This window comes from Empedobacter stercoris, from assembly GCF_025244765.1.
Taxonomy (GTDB): domain Bacteria; phylum Bacteroidota; class Bacteroidia; order Flavobacteriales; family Weeksellaceae; genus Empedobacter; species Empedobacter stercoris.
Genome location: NZ_CP104209.1, coordinates 1506505 through 1529819 on the forward strand (window position 1 = coordinate 1506505; position 23315 = coordinate 1529819).

Annotated in this window: 22 protein-coding genes; 3 read left to right on the forward strand and 19 right to left on the reverse strand. The window is 31.5% G+C overall.

The genetic code is table 11. The features are described 5' to 3' along the window. The first annotated feature begins 2 nt into the window (after positions 1 to 2). The 3 genes from NZD85_RS07155 (at position 3) to NZD85_RS07165 (ending at position 4116) form a co-directional block, all read left to right on the forward strand. Positions 3 to 1718, forward strand: a complete 1716-nt coding sequence (locus NZD85_RS07155; RefSeq protein WP_260544507.1) for a phospho-sugar mutase — start codon at positions 3 to 5, stop codon at positions 1716 to 1718. Positions 1719 to 1830: 112 nt separating this feature from the next. Then, positions 1831 to 2418: an acyl carrier protein phosphodiesterase gene (locus tag NZD85_RS07160; protein WP_260544509.1), complete on the forward strand. Its 588-nt coding sequence runs from the start codon at positions 1831 to 1833 to the stop codon at positions 2416 to 2418. Between the two features lie 69 nt (positions 2419 to 2487). Further along, positions 2488 to 4116 (forward strand): acyl-CoA carboxylase subunit beta, encoded by a 1629-nt coding sequence (locus NZD85_RS07165; RefSeq protein ID WP_260544511.1) that lies wholly within the window; start codon positions 2488 to 2490, stop codon positions 4114 to 4116. A gap of 49 nt (positions 4117 to 4165) precedes the next feature. Here the strand turns inward: NZD85_RS07165 and NZD85_RS07170 are convergent, their stop codons facing one another. The 19 genes from NZD85_RS07170 to NZD85_RS07260 all read right to left on the reverse strand — a co-directional run bounded on the left by NZD85_RS07170 (position 4166) and on the right by NZD85_RS07260 (position 23313). Beyond that, positions 4166 to 4741 (reverse strand): sugar transferase, encoded by a 576-nt coding sequence (locus tag NZD85_RS07170; RefSeq protein WP_225541298.1) that lies wholly within the window; start codon positions 4739 to 4741, stop codon positions 4166 to 4168. A 5-nt stretch (positions 4742 to 4746) separates the two neighbouring features. Continuing rightward, complete coding sequence (locus NZD85_RS07175; RefSeq protein WP_260544513.1) at positions 4747 to 7224, reverse strand: polysaccharide biosynthesis tyrosine autokinase; 2478 nt, start codon at positions 7222 to 7224, stop codon at positions 4747 to 4749. 2 nt (positions 7225 to 7226) lie between these two features. Beyond that, a complete protein-coding gene (locus tag NZD85_RS07180; protein ID WP_260541047.1) occupies positions 7227 to 7970 on the reverse strand; it encodes a polysaccharide biosynthesis/export family protein in 744 nt (247 codons plus the stop codon). 54 nt (positions 7971 to 8024) lie between these two features. After that, positions 8025 to 9128 carry a glycosyltransferase family 4 protein gene (locus NZD85_RS07185; RefSeq protein ID WP_260541050.1) on the reverse strand — a complete coding sequence of 368 codons (1104 nt, stop codon included), beginning with the start codon at positions 9126 to 9128 and terminating at the stop codon, positions 8025 to 8027. Next, positions 9115 to 9861 (reverse strand): glycosyltransferase family 2 protein, encoded by a 747-nt coding sequence (locus NZD85_RS07190; RefSeq protein ID WP_260541052.1) that lies wholly within the window; start codon positions 9859 to 9861, stop codon positions 9115 to 9117. Before NZD85_RS07190 ends, NZD85_RS07185 begins: the two co-directional genes overlap by 14 nt. Next, the gene (locus NZD85_RS07195; RefSeq protein WP_260541054.1) at positions 9852 to 10862 is read right to left on the reverse strand and encodes an EpsG family protein; all 1011 of its coding nucleotides are present in this window, start codon (positions 10860 to 10862) and stop codon (positions 9852 to 9854) included. Before NZD85_RS07195 ends, NZD85_RS07190 begins: the two co-directional genes overlap by 10 nt. Before the next feature lie 114 nt (positions 10863 to 10976). Then, positions 10977 to 11966, reverse strand: a complete 990-nt coding sequence (locus NZD85_RS07200) for a glycosyltransferase family 2 protein (RefSeq protein WP_260541056.1) — start codon at positions 11964 to 11966, stop codon at positions 10977 to 10979. After that, positions 11966 to 13030: a glycosyltransferase gene (locus tag NZD85_RS07205; protein ID WP_260541057.1), complete on the reverse strand. Its 1065-nt coding sequence runs from the start codon at positions 13028 to 13030 to the stop codon at positions 11966 to 11968. Before NZD85_RS07205 ends, NZD85_RS07200 begins: the two co-directional genes overlap by 1 nt. 3 nt (positions 13031 to 13033) lie before the next feature. Then, positions 13034 to 13585 carry a serine O-acetyltransferase gene (locus NZD85_RS07210; RefSeq protein ID WP_260541059.1) on the reverse strand — a complete coding sequence of 184 codons (552 nt, stop codon included), beginning with the start codon at positions 13583 to 13585 and terminating at the stop codon, positions 13034 to 13036. Continuing rightward, positions 13586 to 14728, reverse strand: a complete 1143-nt coding sequence (locus NZD85_RS07215; RefSeq protein WP_260541061.1) for a glycosyltransferase — start codon at positions 14726 to 14728, stop codon at positions 13586 to 13588. It lies immediately after the preceding gene. Continuing rightward, entirely contained in the window at positions 14728 to 16236 is a 1509-nt protein-coding gene (locus NZD85_RS07220; protein WP_260541063.1) for a glycosyltransferase family protein, read from the reverse strand. Before NZD85_RS07220 ends, NZD85_RS07215 begins: the two co-directional genes overlap by 1 nt. A gap of 26 nt (positions 16237 to 16262) precedes the next feature. Continuing rightward, positions 16263 to 16853 (reverse strand): HAD-IB family hydrolase, encoded by a 591-nt coding sequence (locus tag NZD85_RS07225; protein WP_260541065.1) that lies wholly within the window; start codon positions 16851 to 16853, stop codon positions 16263 to 16265. Then, complete coding sequence (locus NZD85_RS07230; RefSeq protein ID WP_225540346.1) at positions 16853 to 17578, reverse strand: SDR family NAD(P)-dependent oxidoreductase; 726 nt, start codon at positions 17576 to 17578, stop codon at positions 16853 to 16855. The genes NZD85_RS07225 and NZD85_RS07230 overlap by 1 nt, the downstream gene beginning before the upstream one ends. Next, on the reverse strand, positions 17575 to 18897 hold the full coding sequence (locus NZD85_RS07235) for an FAD-binding oxidoreductase (protein WP_260541069.1): 1323 nt from the start codon (positions 18895 to 18897) through the stop codon (positions 17575 to 17577). The genes NZD85_RS07230 and NZD85_RS07235 overlap by 4 nt, the downstream gene beginning before the upstream one ends. Then, positions 18887 to 19762, reverse strand: a complete 876-nt coding sequence (locus NZD85_RS07240) for a UbiA prenyltransferase family protein (protein ID WP_260541071.1) — start codon at positions 19760 to 19762, stop codon at positions 18887 to 18889. The genes NZD85_RS07235 and NZD85_RS07240 overlap by 11 nt, the downstream gene beginning before the upstream one ends. A gap of 14 nt (positions 19763 to 19776) precedes the next feature. Continuing rightward, positions 19777 to 20700, reverse strand: coding sequence for a glycosyltransferase (locus NZD85_RS07245; protein WP_260541073.1), 924 nt, complete (start codon positions 20698 to 20700; stop codon positions 19777 to 19779). 2 nt (positions 20701 to 20702) lie between these two features. Continuing rightward, the gene (locus NZD85_RS07250; RefSeq protein WP_260541075.1) at positions 20703 to 20924 is read right to left on the reverse strand and encodes a hypothetical protein; all 222 of its coding nucleotides are present in this window, start codon (positions 20922 to 20924) and stop codon (positions 20703 to 20705) included. A gap of 1 nt (position 20925) precedes the next feature. Further along, positions 20926 to 21867, reverse strand: coding sequence for a hypothetical protein (locus NZD85_RS07255; RefSeq protein WP_260541077.1), 942 nt, complete (start codon positions 21865 to 21867; stop codon positions 20926 to 20928). Between the two features lie 3 nt (positions 21868 to 21870). Further along, positions 21871 to 23313: an MBOAT family O-acyltransferase gene (locus NZD85_RS07260; RefSeq protein ID WP_260541079.1), complete on the reverse strand. Its 1443-nt coding sequence runs from the start codon at positions 23311 to 23313 to the stop codon at positions 21871 to 21873. Between the last annotated feature and the right edge of the window lie 2 nt (positions 23314 to 23315).

A 23315-nucleotide genomic window follows, 5' to 3' on the forward strand; every position in this document is an offset into this window, starting at 1 on the left:
GAATGATTTCAAGTTTAGAAAATGCTCAATTATGGCTTTCTGACGCGTACGATGCGGAAACAAGAAAAGCTGTTCAAGATTTAATCGATAACAATCCAACCGAATTAGACGATTCTTTTTACAAAAACTTAGAGTTTGGTACAGGAGGAATGCGTGGAATAATGGGCGTTGGAACAAATCGTTTGAACAAATATACACTTGGTGCTGCCACTCAAGGTTTAGCAAATTATATCAATCAACAATTTCCAAATAAAGAGAAAAAAGTAGCCATTGCATACGATGTGCGTCACAATTCGGATACGTTTGCAAAAATGGTTGCTGATGTTTTAACAGCAAACGGAATCAATGTTTACTTATTCGAATCTTTCCGTCCAACACCAGAATTATCGTTTACAGTTCGTCATTTAGGTTGCGATGCAGGAATTGTTTTAACAGCTTCTCACAACCCTCCTATTTACAATGGATACAAAGTATATTGGAATGATGGTGCGCAAATTGTTCCACCACAAGATGGTGAAATTATCAACGAAGTAAACAATGTAAAAGTTGAAGAAATTAAATTTCAAGGAAATGATACCTTATTAACTTACATTGGAAAAGAGATTGACGAAGCCTTTATTGATGCATGTGTAGCAAACGGTAGTTTTACGCAAGAAGGAAAACAAGATATCAAAATTGTATTTACATCTATTCACGGAACTTCTGTTGCCATTACACCAAAAGCATTTGAAAAAGCTGGTTTCACACAAGTTCATCAAGTAGCTGAACAAGCAATTCCAAGTGGTGATTTCCCTACAGTAAAATCGCCAAATCCGGAAGAACCAGAAGCATTAACTATGGCGGTTGCTTTGGCAAACGAAATCGGTGCTGATGTTGTCATTGGTACAGATCCTGATGCCGATCGTGTTGGTGTTGCAACGCGTAACAACGAAGGTAAAATCGTTTTATTAAATGGTAACCAAATGAATACTGTTTTGGCTTATTATTTATTAGAAAAATGGCAAGAAGCTGGTAAATTAATTGGAAAAGAATTTATTGGTTCAACTATTGTAACGTCTGACATCTTCTATGATATCGCAGCAAAATTCAATGTTGATTGTAAAGTTGGTTTAACAGGTTTCAAATGGATTGCAGATATGATTCGTAAATTCGAAGGCCAAGAAAAATTTGTTGGAGGAGGTGAAGAATCATTCGGATTTATGGTGGGTGATTTTATTCGAGACAAAGATTCTGTTACAACAGCTTTACTGGTTTCTGAAATTGCAGCTGTACAAAAAGCAAAAGGAAGTTCTTTATATAATAAGTTAACTGAAATCTACCTTGAATTAGGAAAAGCATATCAAGAAGATTTAATTAGCATTGTTAAACCAGGAAAAGAAGGTGCTGAATTGATTGCACAAATGATGGTAGAATTCAGATCAAATCCTCCAAAAGAATTGGCCGGTTCTAAAGTTATTCGTGTAAAAGATTTCCTATCTTCAATCGACAAAGATTTAGTTTCTGGAGAAGAAAAAACGATTAATATCCCTCAATCAAATGTCTTAATTTTCTACACAGAAGATGGCAGTAAAGTAGCGTGTCGTCCTTCGGGAACAGAACCTAAAATTAAATATTATTTCTCTGTCAATGCTCCTTTAGCATCGCAAGAAGAATATACAACTGTTCAACAACAATTATTAGCAAAAATTGATTTATTGAAAGTCGATTTCAGTAAATAAATCTCAACTAAAATAATTCAAAAGCCATCTTTTCAGATGGCTTTTTTCATGATTATAAAATAACATGGTATCATTTAAAAAAGAATTAACTTTATGCAACTAAATAAGCCATATGAACTTTGTCGCACACCAATTTTTATCGTTCGGAAATCAATCGCTCCAAATCGGAAATTTACTTGGAGAAATCGTTAAAGGAAATCAATTCATGAATTATGAAACTGAGATTCAGAAAGGAATTTTACTTCATCGATCGATTGATTCATTTACCGATTCGCACGAAATTGTGAAACGAAGCTCGAGTTATTTTCACAACACACAACATAAATTTTCACCGATTATTATTGATGTGATTTACGATTATTTTTTGATTAAACATTGGAATGATTTCTCAGAATTTCCGTTCGAAAATTTTAAAACAAATTGTTATCAACTTTTTGAAGATAAATATCCTTCATTCCCAAAAAAATTACAAGAAATCATTTTTTACCTTTTAAAATATGATTGGTTCGAAAACTATTCAACAATAGAAGGTGTTCAAAAAACTTTGAAAGGAGTTGGAAGTCGAACTAAATTCAAAAATAATTTACATCATATCATTCCTGAATTTGAACTAAATTATTCAAAATTAGAAAACGATTTTCAGCACTTTTTTCCTCAATTGCAATCGCATTGCAAAAACTTTGTATGTACAGGTTTGTAAGTTTAAATTTGATTTTAAGAATTGGAGAAAATTCATTAGTTTAGAGCTGTAAACAAACAGAAAACCACAATGGATTTAACTTTTAATAAAAGAGAGGATCATAACAAATTATTACTTTCTAAACTGCGTAACAAACTAAATGAAGTTTACCTTGGCGGAGGTCAAAAAAGAATTGATGCGTTGCATAGCAAAGGAAAAATGACAGCTCGTGAACGTGTTGACTATCTATTCGACGATAAAAAACCAAGCATTGAAATTGGTGCTTTAACAGGCGATGGAATGTACAAAGAACATGGCGGTTGCCCTTCAGGAGGTGTTGTAATAAAAATTGGATACATTTCGGGAAAACAATGTATTGTTGTAGCAAATGATGCAACAGTAAAAGCTGGCGCTTGGTTTCCAATTACTGGAAAAAAGAATTTGCGAGCGCAAGAAATTGCCATGGAAAATCGATTACCAATTATTTATTTAGTCGATAGTGCAGGAGTTTATCTACCTATGCAAGATGAAATATTTCCGGATAAAGAAAACTTTGGACGTATTTTCCGAAACAATGCCATCATGTCTTCAATGGGAATTACACAGATTGCTGCGGTCATGGGAAGTTGTGTTGCTGGAGGAGCCTATTTACCAATCATGAGCGATGAAGCAATGATAGTAGATAAAACGGGTTCTATTTTCTTGGCAGGGAGCTACTTGGTAAAAGCGGCAATTGGAGAAGACATTGACAACGAAACTTTAGGAGGAGCAACAACACATTGCGAAATTTCTGGTGTAACAGATTATAAGGCCAAAGATGATAAGGATGCGTTGGATCGAATAAAATCGATTGTAGGAAAAATTGGAGATTACGATAAAGCTGGATTTAATCGAATTGAAGCTGCAAAACCAGCATTAGACGAAAAAGAAATCTATGGCATTCTACCTGAATCTCGTGCCGAACAATACGATATGTATGATATTATTAACCGACTTGTTGATAACTCTGAATTGGATGAATACAAACCCGATTATGGAAAGTCAATCATTTGTACTTATGCGCGAATTGATGGTTGGGCGGTAGGAATTGTAGCCAATCAACGTAAAATTGTAAAGTCTAAAAAAGACGGAATGCAATTTGGCGGTGTTATTTATTCAGATTCTGCTGATAAAGCCACTCGATTTATTGCAAATTGTAATCAAAAGAAAATCCCATTGATTTTCTTACAAGATGTCACTGGATTTATGGTTGGTTCGAAATCAGAACATGGTGGAATCATCAAAGATGGCGCAAAAATGGTTAATGCAGTATCAAATTCTGTTGTTCCAAAATTTACAATTGTAGTTGGTAATTCTTACGGTGCTGGAAACTATGCCATGTGTGGAAAAGCTTATGATCCACGATTGATTGCTGCCTGGCCATCGGCTCAATTAGCAGTTATGGGAGGTGAACAAGCAGCGAAAGTATTGTTCCAAATCAAAGAAGCTTCTTTGAAAGCACAAGGTGTTGAAGTAGATGAAGTGAAAAAACAAGAATTATTAGACGAAATTACGGCAAAATACAACGATGAGACGAGCCCATACTATGCTGCAGCACGTTTATGGACAGATGGAATTATTGATCCGTTAGATACACGAAAATGGATTTCGATGGGAATTGAAGCAGCGAATCATGCACCAATTGAAAAACAATTTAACTTAGGAGTCATTCAAGTATAATATTACTCTATTTTCAAAAATAAAAGAGAATCCAATTTAGGATTCTCTTTTATTTTTTTATAAGTGTTTGAACCATATAAATTAAATCTTGTTTAAAACTCCAATTCTTCACATAGTCGACATTAATCTTCACTTTATCTGGCCAAAGAACTTCATCATTGTAAGCTTTTGGATTTGTAACATCGGATAAGAGTTCTTCTTCGTGTCGATATTTTAATTGAGCAGGCCCAGTTAAACCAGGTTTTACCTGAAGCATTATCCGATCTTCTCCAACCAATACATCAGCATAACCTTTTACATCAGGACGAGGACCAACGAAGCTCATTTCACCTTTTAGAATATTAATTAACTGTGGCAGTTCATCTAATTTATAATCTCTTAGAATTTTTCCAAATTTTGTAATATGATGTTGATCGGTGGTAATTGTATTTTCAGAAAATCCTTTAATTGTTCTGATTTTGTAAATAGTAAAAAACTTGCCGTTCTTCCCTACTCTTTTTTGAGTAAAAACACCAAATTGATTCGTATCAAAAGAACTTATGATAACTAACAAAACAATTAATCCCACTAAAAAAAATAGTAGGATTAATGCAAGTATATAATCAAATATGTTCTTTAATAACATTTTAATTAAAAAAATTTACTTTTAATACGAGTAGCTAATCGTTTAAGTTTACCAAAGAATGAATTATCAAAATCTTCGTCACCAGCAAAATAGCCATAACCGTAATCATAACCGTAGCCGTAGCCATAACCGTAACCATAGCCATAACTGTAACCCGTTTTGATTTGGAAGTCGTTGAATATAATTCCAACATTCGACACTTCTCCTTCATCGTATTTATTCGAAATCGCCGTAATAAAGTTTTTCTCTGAATAATTGTAACGCGTCACATACAATGTACAATCAGCATAACACATCAAATCATAAGAATCTGTTACCAATCCAATTGGTGGCGAATCTATAATCACAAATTCATATTTTTCTTTCAATTCAGCAAACAATTGATCCATTCGTTTACTCAAAATCAATTCAGAAGGATTTGGAGGAATTGGACCAGCTGTAATAACATCTAAATTAGGTAAAATTGTATGTTGTATAATTTTATTTAAATCTAAATAACCTGCTACATAATCTGTTACCCCAACTTTATTGTTGATATTAAAATCATCAAATATTTTTGGCTTACGTAAATCTAATCCAATCAGAATCGTTTTCTTATCCATCGAACCGATTGAACTGGCGATATTCATCGCGTTGAACGTTTTACCTTCACCTCCAATAAATGAAGTGACTAAAATGGTTTTATTATGCTCGTCGAGTCCTGGATGTTTATATAAATACTTTAAATTAGAACGAATAGATCTAAATGATTCTGAAATTCCAGATTTAGGATTATTGATAACAACTAATGGTGAATTGTCCCCTAACGGACCAACCAAACCAATAATTGGAATATTTGTACGTCCTGTGATATCCTTTAATACACGAACTTTAAAATCTAACAATTCTTTAATCACCACATAAATAAGAGGAATCAATAAACCAATTCCTAAAGCAATCAAGTAATTACGATTTGGATTTGGGTAAATAAATCCTTGACCTTGATTCTTCGCAGGATCAATGATTGTAATATCAGAGACAATAGAGGCTAAAGACAAATCGGTTGTGTTTAACTGATTGATCAACGTAGAATACATTGTACTATTCAACTCAAACCCACGATTTGCTTCCACAAATTCTATTTCTTCGTATGGTAAATCTTTTGCTTTGAATTCAGACTCCGCTAATTTAGCATTAATCATGGACAAATCGGTGTTCAACTTTTGTAAATGCGCATTGACAACATTCGAAATATTGTTTCTTGTTTTCGCTAATTGACGATCTATTTCTCTAATCTCATCCGTATTTGATTTGTAAACCTTAAGCATTTGCTCTCTTTGGTTTTCAAGATTATCCAATTGATCTACATTTGTCATGTAGTACGAAACATCAAGTCCTGCAATATTAAGCGCTATTAAATTATCAACACTACTCGATTTTTTAGGCATTAAACGGTGCAAAGCATTAATTTTCTCTTCTACTTCTATACGTTCTTTATCTAAAGCTGTTAATTTTCCTAAAAGTTCACTTTTCTTTGTATTAAAATTATAAACTCCTGTTTGTTTTTGCAGTTCTTGCAAATTATTCGTTGAACTATCTAACTTTAGCTTTACTGCTGTAATTCTTTCTTGTAAGTATTTTTTGGTCTGATATGCCGATAAATTTCTCTCTGCAAGTTCATTTTCTATTAAAACCTGAATTGAATTATTTAATAAATCGACTGCTTCATTTAAGCTTTCAGCATTTTTAGAAACCGAAATAATACTTGAAATTTTAGATGGATTTGACACACTAAAATTCTTAACCGCTCTAGATGTTGCATCTTTAATAGTCACTAACTTAAATGAAATTGTACTTTCTGAGAACGGTACGTTTGAGCGAGTTAGTTTTATTTTATAGTTTTTTCCAACCATCCATTGATTGTAATAACCAATTTTAGGAAGATTCAAAACATCTGGTTTAATAATACTATCTTTTGTAAATTGATACAACGATCCATTAGCATTTTCAACTTCAAGATAAAATGAATTTTGATCCTTTGGCTTCACTCTTACATCTACGTTTGCAACTTGTTGATGAAATGTATCAATATGCACATGGAATGGTGCATCTAATTTATAAATATTAGATTTTTTTAATCTGCCTTCTTCTGTGTAAAAAATATAGGATTCTGCCTTCTTAACAACTTTTTCATTATGAATACGAGATGTTAAAGTATAAGATAATCCGTCAATTTTGTTGGCATTACCTCCCCAAATGAAGTTAATCGAATTAGATGCCAAAGAATTATTCGCCGAACTATTATCCTTGATTTTAAACGTTGTATTGGCCGAATAAATTTTATTCAGTTTCCAGTTATTTAAATAATAAGCAACTGCTAAAGCAATCAGCATTGATATTATATATAATGGCCACTCATTAAGTAACCTGGGTATAAGCCTTTCTACATCAATAAAGTCAGATTGTTTTTTCTTACTTTTTTGATTATTCGTTGTGTTCGCCATTCTTAAATTTTATCAAAAAATAAATAAACTCCTAAAATAGTTGCAATAGCTCCCATCACTGTTGTAACGACGCTCAGTGGGTTTAGACCAACTCCCCAAACTTTTTCTTTACGTGGATTAACAACAATAATATCATTATTCTGAATCCAATAATACTCTGAATTCATAATAGATTCTTTTGTCAAGTCCACATAAACCTGCTTAGTTCCATCCAAATCTGTTCTGATTATACGAACATTTTTCAGGTCTGCATATATATTATTAGATCCTGTTTTAGCGAAAGCTTCTAAAATGGTTAAATCTCTTTTATTTGCCCGAAATGTCCCTTGACTAACTTCACCCACTATAGTATATTCTATACCTGCTAAATTTACATCTATAAAAGTTCCTTTCTCATCATAAATTTTATAAAATTCATCTTGAATTATCTTACGAACCTGTTCTATAGTAAACCCTTCTACATGTATATTCCCAATTCGAGGTAATTCTATGTTTCCATCTTTTCTGACTAATACACCTGAATTCTCTCCTTGAACAAAAGTTTGATTTCCTGAAGAAATAAAATCACTTAGAATCCCCATAGATTCTTTAGAAGCACTTGAAACATTGATTAAAATGCGATCCCCTTTTTGAATATAGTATTCAGGTTTATCGAAAGCGATTTTCCCTTTAGCATCAAGTTTTAAATTTTGATCTGGTTGAATTAATTGAACATCTTTAAGTGATATACATGAAAATAAATTCATGATGATCAATAAAATAGCGGTTTTGGTTAAAGTTGATTTTAAGTAAAGCATTTTTTATAATGATATGTTTTTATTATTTTTTAATACTACAATATATCTTAGAGAGATAACAAAACTTATTGATAAAACAATAAAAACCAAAAATAGTTTATTAATTTCAATATTTCTAAAATAATACCCAACGATTATAAAAAAAATGTTAATTAATACTAAAATGATCGACGTTTGCAAATGATTGTAACCTAATTTTAGAAATTGATGATGCAAATGGTTTTTATCTGGTGCAAATGGACTTCTTTTTCTGAGTAATCGAACAGTAAAAACATAAGAAGTATCTACAATAGGAATCACAAAGATAAACAGTAGAAGTACTGGTCCAGTCTTTAAGCCAAGATTGGAGGTTTCGCTAATGTAAAGAAATCGAATCGCCATAAAGGTTAAAATAAAACCTATGACCATCGATCCTGTATCCCCCATAAATATTCTAAATTTTTTGGAAAGATTGTATCGTGCAAAACCTATTAAAACAGCGAGTGTACTAATGGCAAGTATACCTATGCCATAATCAAAAATTCGATAAAAAATATACACAAAACATAGACTAATTACGCCTCCAACTCCTGCTGCAAGTCCATCAATTCCATCAATAAGATTGAAAGCATTAATCAAAACAATGAATATAAAAATCGTTAACAAGACCCCTACAGCGTATGGTATTCTATAAATTCCAAAAAGTCCTGAAAATGAATTAATCATAATTCCTGAACCAAAAATAATTAAAATTGTACTTATTAGTTGTCCGTATAGTTTTTTATCTGGTGCTACAACTAATAGATCGTCCATTAATCCTATAAAAAACAAGATGGTAATAGCCGATAGAAAAAAGGAATAATTAACACCTAAATCTGTTGCGAAAATAGAAGTCGAAACCACAATACCAAAGTACAATGCGACACCTCCCAAGGTAGGAACTTTATTCGTATGCGAACTACGCTCTCCTGGCACATCCATTAATTGTTTTCTATAAGAGATTCTAATTATTTTAGGGATAGAAATCAAAGTGATAGTCAATGCAAAAAAAAATGCACCCAAAATATTGATGTAAATTGGAGAAATATCCAGTGTATATAAATAGTCTAATAATTTAAAGTTTTCCATATTTTTTTAATCCATTCAATGCCCAAAAAAAAGTGTAATAAGAAGATTTAAAAAAATTCATTTTTAAATATTTTCTATAGACATCGTATTGTTTTTTTGCTATTTTAAATTTATCCCTCGAAACAGAATTATCTCTAATTCGATAAATAGCTAAGGGTTCTTCAATTGCTCTTGCGTAATTTATTTTAGCTAACAAATCAATCCACATCGCATGATCTTCTCTTAATTCTACATCAGGAACAGTAATTTTCCCTATCGTTTTGGAGTCATAAACAGATGTTAACATCGGAATTGGACAGTTGTATAAAATTCGATTACTATCAATTTTATCAATCGCAATAAAATCCTCTAACAAGGGTTGCAAATTTTCATCTACTCGTTTATAACTTGTGTAAACTAATTGCTCATCATTTGATTGTAAATAATCGATCGTTTTTTCTAAAAAATCTGGTAACCACAAATCATCGCTATCGATGAACGTGATGTACCTTCCATTTGCTTTGGAAAGTGCTATATTTCTTGCTTTTGCAGCACCTTGATTAACTGTTTGACTACTTAAATGAATTCGATGATCTTGAAACGATTTTATAATTTCAACCGAACGGTCAGTTGAACAATCATCAACAATAAGCCATTCCCAATTAGAATAAGTCTGTGCCTTTATTGATTGATAAGTTTCCGCTATATACTTTTCCGAATTATAGCAAGGCGTTACAATAGATACTAATTCCATTTCCATAATCCGTACACGGCCTCTTTATTAAAAATAGTTCGATAATTTCCAAAATTTGATTTATGTCCTTGCTTTACTTGGAACCAAAAAATCAACAAGACAGTGTATGATACAAAACTTAAATATATAAAGTTTCGTTTAAATTTATCTCCGTCAAAAACATACACCAATCTCCCTACCGTTAAACCTAAAAAAACTAAATAAAAACCTGGTAATCGAATACCAAAAATTCCTTTCCCTAAGAAGAAATAAAGTAGTACACCAAAAACAAATAAGTTTCGGAAATAACAATACAATTTATCGTGAACAGCATATTTATTATAAATGATAATGGATAGAATAGAAATAATTTTTACAAAATCTCCTATAGCCACCCCATCGCCTTGTGCGTATAACTCACTTTCGTAACCTTCGAATTTTTCTTGCCCAATAGGCATAAAGTTCATGATAACCTCTATGATTGAATTTAATCCAGTATAAAACCCTATAATTGAAAATAAAACGATCCAACCTATAAATTTTTCGTCAAATTTCATTGGAGCAATCCAATAGGCAAGTACAAAAACAATAATAGATTCATGAAATTGATAACCTACCGCAATGCAAATTAAAAATTTGACTAAATTTCGATCAATCACATAGCGTATTGAATATATTGCAATTGCATTGGCTAAACCCTGACGAATATGCACATGCTCCTCAAACATAAAGTTTGGCATGGCATAGATAAATAGAACAAGGAAAGGAAAACCACCATATTTGTAAAAAGTTGATGATTTTAAAATTAAGGAAGTTGATGCCACAAGCAAAGTGAGCATTCCAAAATCAAAGCCAAAATCTACCAATAGCTTATTTAGACCAAGGAAGCCTTTTTCCATACCTGCCATGTAAGCAAATCGATCAAATTCTGGCCAAGATACATCTAATAACATATTAAACGTATTAAAATAAGCAATCCAGTCAGGGCTTAAACCATAACCAAAACCAGCTGTTAGTGACATTATCACAACAATTAACACATACAATTGTTTACTGACTTTTTTATCAGAAAACTCTAATATTGATGCGATAAGCAGAAAAGAAAATATGAATAAATAAATTAAACTCACTTCAAATTATAATTTAATTAACAGTTGAAGGTTCATAAGTGACAAATAATAATACATTCTTTTTTTCAATGGTAATGAATTTAAGTAATTCTTTTCAAAACGATTATAATTTTTAAGCTCTTTCTTTGTTAAGTGATTCTCTTTCAGAAAATCACTTAAAGCTTCAATCATTCTACTTTTCAAGGTTTTATCTTTTACATAGGCCAGATAGGCTAAATACGAATAATACCCCTGAATGATTTGAAAACGTTTTAGCTCGGTTGCAAATGTATTGTATTTACTTTTATAAAAATAATTTGTCACCTCATTTACAGCAACAAACATATCCAAACCTTTCGCCGTATGGGTCTTTGTAATAGAATCTTGGCGTTCAAAATACTTATAAAAAGGTTGATTAATTTTAGAAATAACTGTAGCATCTAAAACTAATTTCGGTATCAATTCGATGTCTTCAAAGTGAATTCCTTTTCTAAAACGATGCTTGTTAAACAATGATCTTCTGAAAATTTTATTACAAGCAAAACAACTCATTTCACCAAAAAAAGTCAGATCATTCTCCAAAATAATCTTTTCTGGTAATTGTGGAGACTGTGGTAAATCACGAAACTCAGTTCCAAATTCATCTACTTTTACCAAATCACAAAAAACAATTTCTGACCGATGTTGCACACTCAAATCAACCATTTTTTCGAACATCGTTCTATCAATGTAATCATCCGAATCTATAAACGCCAAATAATCACCTGTCGCATGGTCGATACCTGCATTTCTCGCATCGCTTAACCCTCCATTCTCTTTCAGAATAGAAACAATTCTTGCATCAATCTGTTTGTACTGATCGATAATTGATTGCGAATGATCTTTCGAACCATCATTTACTACAATCACCTCAAGTTCTTTATAGGTTTGATTCAAAATAGAATCTAAACACTTCGAAAGATATTTTTCGGTATTATAAACAGGAACAATAACTGATAGTTTAGGTGGATTATTCATTATAGTTGATTAAAAATAGCTTCGTATTGTTTTATAATTATTTGTTTACTAAATCGAGAAAAGATACTTTCTACAAGCTGTTCTTTTGGATGGTGATGTGTTAAAACTTCTTTTATTTTTTGCGCAAAACCTTTGGTATTATCTATTGGAAAAATTTCCCCATTGATTCCTTCTTGAATAATTTCATTGATTCCTCCAGGCGCATTATTTGCCAAACTATAGGTTCCGCACGCACCTGCTTCCAATAATACATTCGGAAAACCTTCGTAACGGGATGAAAGAACAAACAAATCAGCATGCTTTAAATACACAAACGGATTCGGAACATTTCCTTGAAACCTCACATTCGCTAATTTCAACTCGTCCTTTTGTTTAATCAACCCATCTTTAAAGGCACCATCACCAAGAATAGTTAACTGTATTTTTTCATGTTTCAATTCATTCATCACATCGAGTAACAAATCAAATCCTTTTCGCGGAGACAAATTACCTATCGCCACAATATTTTTATAGCTCGTGTCAAACCCAACACTCACCTTTTCTTCTTTTAATCGGTTAATTAAATCAAAATCAACTGGATTATTAATTTTAACAATCTTATGTTCCGAAATATTAAAATTCTGAATCAAATCGTTTTTCATATCATCACTTTGCGCAATGATTTGATGAAAATTAGGATAAAAACGATAGAAAAATAGAATTTCTTTTCGCGTAACATGTTTTGAAACGACATTTGTTTCACGCGTTATAAATTTCGTTTTTGGAAACAATGGAATTAAGGGTGATAAAAAAGCAGAAATTTCACCCCAACCTGTAAAAACAATTTCGGGTTTTATTTTCTTGATTAATGGAACAATCTTAAAAATAGAATATCGAATACGAGAGATATTTAATTCAATGATTTCAATATCCTTTTTTAAATGATTCAAATAATAACCTTCCTTTTTGAAAAGCACTAATTTTGGCGAAAACTTTGTTCGATCCAGTTCGTTACACAACGTTGTAATGACACGTTCTGCTCCACCTTGATTAAGGTCTGGTAATATAAAAAGTATCGTTTTCAACTATTAATCCTCTATTCTATTGTTAATATATCCATCAGTCGCTTTTTCATTCGGCACAATTTGCATAGGATTTCCCATCACGACCGAATTATCAGGTACATCCTGCGTTACATAACTATTAGGTGCAATCAATACATTATTTCCAATCGTAATACCTCCAACAATAACTGCATTTGTTCCGACCCAAACATCGTTTTTTAACGTAGGATAACCTTTTGACTTTCCTCTATTTGTCTGCCCTAAGGTAACACCATGTGCAATATTGCAATTTTTACCAATCTTTGCTTTTGGGTTTACAACAACTGTTCCCCAATGCCCTAAATTAAGACCAGCTCCAATTTCTGTTTTTGCTGAAATTTGATAACCGTATTTGATTGAATAGCGACGAAGCAATAAACGATAAAAAATGCCAAAAGGATGTTTGGATGAATATTGTTGGGCTTTTCTTAAACAATAAATAAATCGAAAACCAGGGCTCATAAAGCCTTTCAGAAAAGGCGAATTGGTCCAATACCCAAAATTTCTATAAAAATCTTTCTGAATAATTGTTTTCATTTAATTTAAATATTTTTCGATTGAATGTACGGCATTTTCTAATTGAAATGGCAATGATTTTGATGCAATAATTTGTTGATAGTTATCTGCAATTTCAGGATGTTGAATAAAATACTTCATTCCCCCATAAATTGCTTCCTCTTCATTTTTGATAATATAACCTAACTCACCGTCATTCAACATTTCTCTAACTCCTGATACATCGGTTGCAATAATCGGTTTTTCAAGAACCATCGCCTCAAATAAAACCGTAGGATAACCTTCGTAACGAGACGATAAAATGTAATAATCTGCCAATACAAAATACGGATATGGATTTTCTTTGAATCCAATTAAGTGAGCTGTATCATTCACTTTTAAGTCATCCACTAACTTCTTGATCGTTGGAAAATCATAACCATCTCCCACAATCCATACCTGATGTGGAAAACCCTCATCCAACAATCGTTTGTGAGCTCGCAATAAACGATCAAAACCTTTTTGAGGAAAAACCGTACCAATAGATACAAAAGTTGGTTGATTCTCAGCTTTCTTGATGTCACATTTTTCAGCTGCTAATGATTTTATTTCGTGCACATCAATTGGATTATAAATGCGAACTACTTTCTTTTTTTCAGCTTCCGTAGTCGCCAAATCTAAAAAAAGTCGCTTGATCTTTTCAGAAATCACTAAAATCTGATCAAACTTAAAAAAAGACCTTAAACGTTCGTCTGTATATGCTGGAATATTGGATAAATCATTGTGAATCCAAACGATTTTTTTAGATGATTTGATCGGCGAATTTAAAATTTCGTCAGCCATTCCATGAATCGCAGCAAACTCTATATCGTACGTTTTATTGGGTAAAATATAGGTGTAAAGCAACTTTGGAAATTTCTTTAAAATCGCTTGATAAATCACCCGATAAGCTTTTTGAGGAATATCTTGCAGACGATTGGTCGTTATCATTTCACCTTTATTCAAGTAATAGATAGTAATCCAAGAAGGAACATCTTTTAGGTATTTACCCGAATAAAGATTCAACAATAAATCTATTTCGTATTTTTCTGGTGAAAGATTTTTGAGAAAAGTGACCAATACTTTTTCAGCACCTCCATGACGAAGCGAGCCTATACGTATTAATATTTTCTTTTTTTGACCCATTATTTTGCTGTCGATTTACGTTTATATAAATAAAAATCTCTACCTGATGGTTTGAATTTATAAATCTTATCTAATATTGGATGATCCGATTTAGCAACATCCTCTATTTTAAATTCTTTTATAAGTTCGTAATCCTCATAAATAGATTGATCTGCTAAAGTTCCTTTGAACATGGGTTTAAAATCTTCTAAAATATAATCGGGTTTTGCTTTATTAATCAAGTTGGAAAAACCGACTTCTTTCCCATTTTCAACAATGTTTTCGTCTGTTAAGCGCTTGTCTACTAATCCTACATAATCAATAACTTTCAATTTAGAAAAATAGGGAATATAACCAGCAGGTTCTAAGAAGATATATTTGTTTTTATTTGGCTCAATCGAATCCAAATACAACCCAATCTTGCGTGCATGATTCCATTCTCCATGTCCAGTTGCTATAGAATGTACAGCTTGGTAAACGGTAAAAGGAATAAAAATAATAACAATATAAGCAATTGACAAGGATTTATATTTATCCGAGTCTAATACAACTATTATAATTGGCAAGAACAAACAAATTTGAGGTATCCAATAATACCAGTCAAACCATGAATTTGTTGCTCCGAATATAATCGTTTTGACCAAACCAAAAAGGAATAAAAATCCAACTACTTTTTTACGATTAGTTTCTAATTTTCCCGAAAGAAAGAATAGACTGATTAATGAGATAATAAAAAATAATAATGTCGAAAAATTATATATTGAGGTTGGAAATTTTATGATTCCAAAAAAATTTGGTCCAAAATATTTAAATTCTGCCCAACGTTCTAATAAAGTTGGGTTAGAATAATTATTTTTCTTAGAAGTGATTGTATTATTGACAATCTCCCCAAAATAAAACCAGTTGAATGCAACTGTAGTTACAACCGCTAAAATACCTCCAATCATTAGAGCTGTATTCCATTTTCGCTGCTGTATCACATCATATATGAACAATAACCCTAAGAAAATACACGTATCTATTCGTGTCCAAAGAATAAGTATAGGCATTACAATAAAAGCCCAATTTTTTCTTTCAACAAACCCATACTTTATAAGTGCCATATAGAAAAAGAACAGCATTCCGAACTCCATTCCTAAAATAGACATTTTTATAGCCGGTGGTAAAAAACTGACAAAAAGGATAAATAAGATAAGTTTTGTTGTGGTGTTAAAAAGTAGTTTTCCTAACCAATAAATCCCAATCGTAAATAAAATGGTATTAAAAATAAGTAAAGGATAAATAAAGTTTCCTTCTCCGAAAACCGATTGAAAAATAACGCCTATAAAAACATAAAGATGAGTGGTAGAAGCAGAAATTTTTTCAACTCCATTATAACCATATACACCATATTCTATAATGTTACGCGCAACACGCCAAGAGATTAAAGCATCTTCTTGAATATGACGTGTAAAAAAGAAAATTGATTTTAATGCAATTATGAGAATAGAAGCAAAGAATACTTTCTTCTTATCTATAAAGTTTTCCATAAGTTTAGTTTAGTGCAACAAATATATTAATTAAAAAATTGATAATAACGCTCAGAAGCAATTTCAAACATAGCAGTATCTCCCTTTGTATCACCAAAAGCGATGATTTCATCATATAAAGACAAGTCGATTTCTTTTTCGATGCGAATTCTTTTCTCTTGATAATTACAATTTGGTGAAGCAAAATAACCTGAATAAAAACCTTGTTCGTCGAACTTTGCTTTAGTACAAATTAACCCCATTCCATAATAATCAGCAAAAGGTTGAACCCAAAAATCAACCGATGCCGATACTATAAATTTATCGTGATAATTACTTAATGACTTGATGTATTCATCTGCTTTTGGATGGATTAATTCGTTGTGATTCTGTTCAAAATAGCTCTGTGCTAACTGATTGATTTCAACATAAGGTTTTCCTTTTAAGAATGTTGAAATAAATTTTTCTTTTACAAATCCAGCTTCTAAAAGTTTTAATTTAGAACCGACAAATAATGGTATAAACAACAGATAATTAATAAAATAGACTTTAGGAAAAGAGAATTTTAAAAAATCGAATAAGGTATCTTTCTTTGTTAAAGTTCCATCAAAATCAAAAAGATATAATTTGCGATTCATTACATTTTAAGTTTTTTGAAAATAAACTCGGGTATATTTCGAATAATCATCATAATTCCCCACCATACAAATGTCACATACACCACATTCTTTTTCTTTTTATAAGCGTTGTAAATGATCGTTGCAGCTTGTTCTGGTTGTGCGGTTAATGGTTTTGGTGTTTCGATATCAGCCGTCATTTGTGTGTCCATAAATCCAGGAATCACTGTCATAACGTGGACTTTTTTGTGAAATAAATAGTTTCTCAAACCTGCTAAATAAGCTGTAAATCCTGCTTTGGCCGAACCATATATAAAATTACTTTGTCGCCCTCGCTCTCCTGCAACAGATGATAGACCTATAATTGTTCCAGCACCTTTCTCTTCAAATTTCTTTGCAAAATGATTCATTAAAACAATTAGCTTCGAATAATTGATTTCGACAATTTGTTTAGTATTCCAATCGTCATACAAACCTTCTTCCGAATTTTTCCCTAAATATCCTGCCGCACAAAATAACAATTCAGACTCAATGTGATGGAGTTGAGATAAATCATTTTCTTTGGTTAAATCAAAATGTACCACTTCACATGTTTGCTCATATTTCGCAAAAAAATGGTTGGCTAACTTAACCGTTTTATCAACATTGGAAGTAAATAAATAAACCATTGGAAAACGTTTTCCTTCTTTTAAAACCTTTTCTACAAAAGCTACTGCAACGTCTGAATTTGATCCTAATACTATCATTTTTGCTTAAATCTATTGATACGTTCATTTTGCATCGACTCAAATTTTGGAGAATCGATGTTGTTTAAATAATCTGTTAATGCAGGATTTGACATTGCGTCCTTCGTTCGGTAAATATGTCCTCCGTAATCCATTATAATTTTATCTAAACTTCCAATTAGTTTTTCTAATTTATCATTCACTTTAAAGTCTAAAGCCAACGTATAACCTTTCATTGGAAAAGAATTATAAGCTTGTGGATTATTTTCTCCAAATAATTTCAATACAACCAAAAAAGAACCATTTCCACTTGCTGCAATGGTTTCTAATATTTTTCGCATTCCTTCTTTCCCTCTTTCTTTTGGAATAACAAATTGGTATTGAATGAATCCATTTTTACCATAAATACGGTTCCAATTATGAACAGCATCCAATGGGTAAAAAAAAGTTTCGTAATCTACATAATTCTTCAGGTGTTTTTTACCTTGCTTATTAAAATACAACCAATTGAAAATCTTAATTGACAATGGATTTAATGCAAATCTTGGAAAAAAGAAAGGGATAGTTAAATTAAATTTCTTTTTGATTTGAAGAGGATTCTTCGTGAATTTATTTGGTAATTCATCTAAGGTAGCATGTTCTCCACGCAACATAATCGATTTTCCCAAAGTCTCTCCTTTCTGTAAACAATCTAACCACGCGACATTATATGTCCAAGATTCGGAAGATTCGAATAACTCAAAAATTTCATCTAAATTTTTAGCCTGAATAGCTTCATTTCGGATATAAGCGGTTTCGATTTTCTTCATCATAAATTTAGCAGAAAGAATAACACCTGTTAACCCCATTCCTCCTACAGTTGCCCAAAATAAGGATTGATTTTCATTTCTCGAACAACGTAAAACATCACCATTTTCTATCATCAAATCGAACTGAATTAAATGATCAGAGAAACATCCGTCGATGTGATGATTTTTCCCATGAACATCTGATGCAATAGCTCCACCTACGGTGATAAACTTGGTTCCTGGTGTAACTGAAATAAAATAACCTGATGGAACAGAAACTTCTAAAATATCGGATAATAAAACACCCGATTCAACTTCTATAATTCCATGTTCACGATCAAAAGCAATAAACTTGTTCCATTTCGAAGTTGAGATAATGGTATTTTGCAATGAAGCATCCCCATAACAACGTCCATTTCCACGAGCAATTAATTCTTCATTCGAAAGAATTGCTTCCTGAAATTCTAAAATTGTTGTTGGAGTGACAACATGTGCTTTTATAGATGGATAAAGTCCCCAGTTAGCTACTGGAGTTAATTTTTTATTTTCCATTGTTAAAATAAATCAATAAAACATAACTAATTCCCCACAACACAATCAACAATTGGATAAAATGATCTTTAAAAATTAATTTCGTTGGGGATTCGGTTTTAGCATACACAAATGTCTGTTGCAAATAACGTAAAACTGCCGCAAAAACAAAGACAAAGGTATAAATTATATAATGATGAAATTTGGATTGTGTTTCGGGAGAAAGGATAAACATCATGTAACAAATAACTGCTACGGTACAAGTTATTGCTAATGCAGAATTAAGAAAATTGAGATTATAGCCGTTCAATGATTTCCGAGTAACGCCTTCTAATTCGGCATTCACCAATTCTCCTCTTCGTTTTCCTAAAGCTAAAATCAACGCAAGATCAAACACCAACAAAATGGTCCAGTCACTTACTAAAATCCCCGTCATATAACCACCAACAAAAACTCGTAACAAAAAGCCAAATGCAATAATCATCACATCCAATATGGCAACTTGTTTAAGTTTGAACGAATAAGCAATATTCATTAAAAAATAAATCCCGACAAGAATCGCAACTTGTAACGTACCAAAAGTCCAAAGTAGAAAGCACGTTAAAACAAGCAATACCAAAAATAAGATAAACGCATTTTGTTTAGAGATTTTTCCACTCGCCAATGGCCTGTTTTTTTTCTCTGGGTGTTTTTTATCCTTTTCGATGTCAACATAATCATTGATGATGTAAATACTACTTGCCACAAAAGAGAATATCAGAAATCCGTAAAATGATTCGATTAACAAATCAATATTGAATAGATTTCCCGAGAAAAATAATGGTAAAAAAACAAACAAATTTTTCACCCATTGATTGACTCGCATAAGTTTTAGATAGTGTGTCATTTAGAATATCTGTTTTATTTTAAAATAGTAATCCATTGATTCAATATTTTTTCTTTCTTCCATTTTTTGGATTGTTCATAACTGGATTTGCATAAATTTTCTAATTCTTGAGGATTATCAATTAAATATTGTAATTTCTCTTTGAATAATTGTTTATCATGCATTGGTATTAAAAAACCATTCTTTTCATTCACAATATCTGATGGTCCATAATTACAATCATAAGAAACCAAAGCGTTACCTATCATCATAGCTTCGATCAAAACAGTAGGTAAACATTCGGTTTTACTCGTAAAAAGAAATACTTTACTTTTAGATAACTCATGATAAACCTCGTTTACATTCTTGCTTCCTAAAAAGTTTATTTTATTTTTCAACTCCATTAATGAGTTAACTTTATTTTCAAGAGCTTGCTTCGTTGGGCCATCACCAATAATTTTGAATTGAAAATCTTTTAAATCTACCTCACTAACAATATCAATCAATTCACCAACATTCTTATCTGCATCTAATCGGCCGACATAGATTAACGTATTTTCTTTCTTATCTATTAATTGTTGATCAAAAGACTCAAATGGTTCACCAATTAAATTAGGAATTAAATAAGATTTTAAATGAATGTTTTTATAATAATTTAATGAATTTGAATTGATACAAACAACAGCTTTTAAATTTTTATAATATTTTCTAAACGTATCTTTCCACAACTTGCCTCCTACTTCGAAGTTTGCGTGTTCCCAAGCAATTGTTTTGCGATTCACGTTTTTATTCAATGCCAATTGAGCTGACAGCTTGTACCAAGAAGAAATAATCACATCATAATTTTGATGATTTTTATTGATCCATTTATTCAACATTTCCCATTGACCGAAATCATAAACATAATTTTTGATGTTATTTTTATAGGGCAATTTTGGAAAATATTTGTTTAAATTCACATTTATTTTTTTGAATCCCCAATGTGAAAACGTATCAACTCAACTATCTTTATCCGTTTATCTAATTCAAAAAAACTTTCTGTATTGTTAATTAGAACAAGAATAGTAACACCATGTCCTTGCTTCACCAATTCATTTGCCAATGACACAAGAACTCTTGCTACTCCTCCGGCTTTAAATAATTTATAATATACAAATAGTATTTCTTTAGGTTGGTCTGACATTTTATTTCTTATTTTTTTCTAAGATGTTTTTTATATCACTTACTAAGGGTTGATTAAATTTCTCAACGCCTATTTGATTTAAATGGTTGTTATCAAAAAAATCCGTTGAATCATTCAATTCAACTAAGCCCTGATAATTTTTATATTTTCCTAAAGTGCTTAGAAATTGATCAACTTCTTGGTGATTATCTATACTGTTATACAATATCTTGGTAATTGGTGCTTGAATGATATAGACATCAATTCCTTTACTTTTTATGAAATTAACATTATCAATCAACTCTTCCTTTTGACTTTCTTTCAGATTCCAAGAGGTATTATTTCCTTTATTAAATATATTTTTCCTATACTTCGTTTCTACATATCCCGTCGGCGAAATATATGTGTCATCTTCTTGGTGTATTTTTTCAGAAAACGTTTTATTCAATCCAAAAGTTTGACGAAAACCAGAAAAAATCAACGTATTGTATGCTAAAAGATTATGTACCTCATTCGCCATTTTAATTGAATTAATATCAATTTTATTATTGCTCAGAATATCCAATGAAGATTCCACTCCATCAATAGCTAAAGTTCCTGCATAAGCCTCATAAACAACAAGTTTTGGATTAATTTGTTCTAAATATTGATGTAATAAAACCTTTGTGTTGATAGGAGTTTGAGCACTTGATCCTAAATTAAAAGCAGAGATTCCTTCTTTAGCTAAAATACGAGGGTCAATTCCTCGATAAGCATGTGAAGAACCTATAATTAAGACATCTACATTTGTTGTTTTTTGAGCATCTTGCATCCGTGTAAAGGTGTGTCCGTAACATCCCATACAGCTTCTAACATTTTTCGACATATAAAATGGTAAAACGGAGCTCCAAATTGGCATGATGACCAAATAAAAAATCATAGCAAAAAGTGAAAACAAGCCGATATTAATTAAAAACTTCTTCATTGCTTAAAATTGAAAATAAATAAAAGGACTTTCTTCTGTTTGTAGAAACAAACCTATTAACATAAGGACAAAAGCATAAAAACTCCACCTAACCCATCTTGGTTTTTCAAGCAGTAATTTTTCTATTCCATAATTATTTCTTCTCCCCATCCACTCCGTTAACAATAAGAAAACAACTAAAAATAGCGTTGCTAAAGCACTTTTACGCAATGTTGGAAAGGTAAACAAAGATTGATTAAAAATTCCTCCAATATATTCAAAAGCGTGGGTAATAGAATTCGCTCGGAAAAATATCCAAGCTAAAACGGTTAAAGCAAATGTCAACATCATGTTGAATAGTTCTCTAAACGTAGGGAAAAATCTGTCTTGTGCTACGATTTCTAAATTAGTACGATTTGTTTTTAATAAAATTGAAGGCATTATAAACAGTGCATTTAGAAATCCCCAGAATATAAATGTCCAATTGGCACCGTGCCAAAATCCACTTACGATAAAAATGATAAATGTATTTCTTACACGCATCCAGTTTCCTCCTCGGCTTCCTCCTAATGGAATATACAAATAATCACGAAACCATGTTGATAATGAAATATGCCATCTTCTCCAAAACTCTGCAATATCCCTTGAAAAATAGGGGTAATTAAAATTCTTTAAAAGTTCTATTCCAAACAAACGAGCAACTCCTAATGCAATATCTGAATAGCCAGAAAAATCGCCATAAATCTGAAAGGCAAAAAATATTGCGCCTAAAACTAAATTAGATCCCGATTGCGATTCTGGATTAGAGAATATTTCATTCGCATAAATTGCACAGTTATCTGCAATGACCATTTTTTTAAATAATCCCCAAAGTATTTGACGCATTCCGTCTACTGCTTGCGAATAATTAAATACCCTTGTTTTTTTGATTTGAGGCAAAAGATGCGTTGCTCTTTCTATAGGTCCTGCTACTAACAACGGAAAAAAGCTAACAAACACCGAATAATCAACAATATTACGTTCAGCTTTTATTCGGTTATAATAAATATCAATAATATATGATAACCCATGAAATGTATAAAAAGAAATTCCCACAGGTAATATGATTTGCAAAGTCCATGGGTGCACATTCAGTCCAAAACCATTTAACATTTCTGCAAAAGAATCTGCAAAGAAATTATAATATTTAAAGAATCCAAGAAAACCTAAATTGATTCCAATACTAATGGTAAGCCAAATCTTTTTTAAATTTTGCGAGGTAGCTTCTTCTATTTTTATTCCCGAATAGTAATCTAATAATGTCGAAAAGCCTAACAAAAACATGAAACGCCAATCCCAGCATCCGTAGAAATAATAACTTGCAATTAAAAGTAATATATTCTGGAGTTTAAAACTCTTTCTTAGTAACCAATACAGTGCAAATACGATAGGTAAAAAAATAGCAAAAGAAATAGAATTAAATAGCATAT